Here is a 431-nt window from a genome sequence, read left to right on the forward strand (position 1 = left end):
TCGGTATACGTGCATGCACGCAGCTGGGACGGCAGCAGCTGGGCCCAAAGCGGTGCAAGCGGGACCATGACAGGAGGCGTACGTTCGTACAGCTACAGCTCGGTGGGGGCCTTCGATGTGCAGATCTACACCGATTCGTCCAAAACCGAGCTGCTGGCCACCTCATTCGTATCCTATGGTGAGACCGGAGTGGCGGGTTCTGACGGGGTGGCGGGATCCGATGGGCTCAGTGTGACCCCGATCCACCAGTTCGCGCTTCTTGAAGAAGGGGCATCTCCGGGGGGCTCTACACAGTGGAGTGAAACCTTGCCCGGCCCTTGGTACTACGGCTATGAGTACTGGACGCGCGTCAAGCAGGTGTGGAGCGACTCCACTCCCCAAGAACCCCATATCACCTACGCAGAACCTTTTTTGGATGTCGGGGCGAACAC

At 60.1% G+C, this 431-nt stretch carries 1 protein-coding gene; it reads left to right on the forward strand.

Features of this window, described 5'->3' with window-relative positions; genetic code table 11:
- Nucleotides 1–117 precede the first annotated feature (117 nt).
- Nucleotides 118–431 (forward strand): hypothetical protein (locus tag ACODJP_RS13800; RefSeq protein WP_422482483.1); only part of this gene is annotated, 314 nt, incomplete at its 3' end.

Origin of the sequence: Pleomorphochaeta sp. DL1XJH-081 (genome assembly GCF_049310885.1) — a bacterium.
In the GTDB taxonomy this organism is placed as follows: domain Bacteria; phylum Spirochaetota; class Spirochaetia; order Sphaerochaetales; family Sphaerochaetaceae; genus CAYZJV01.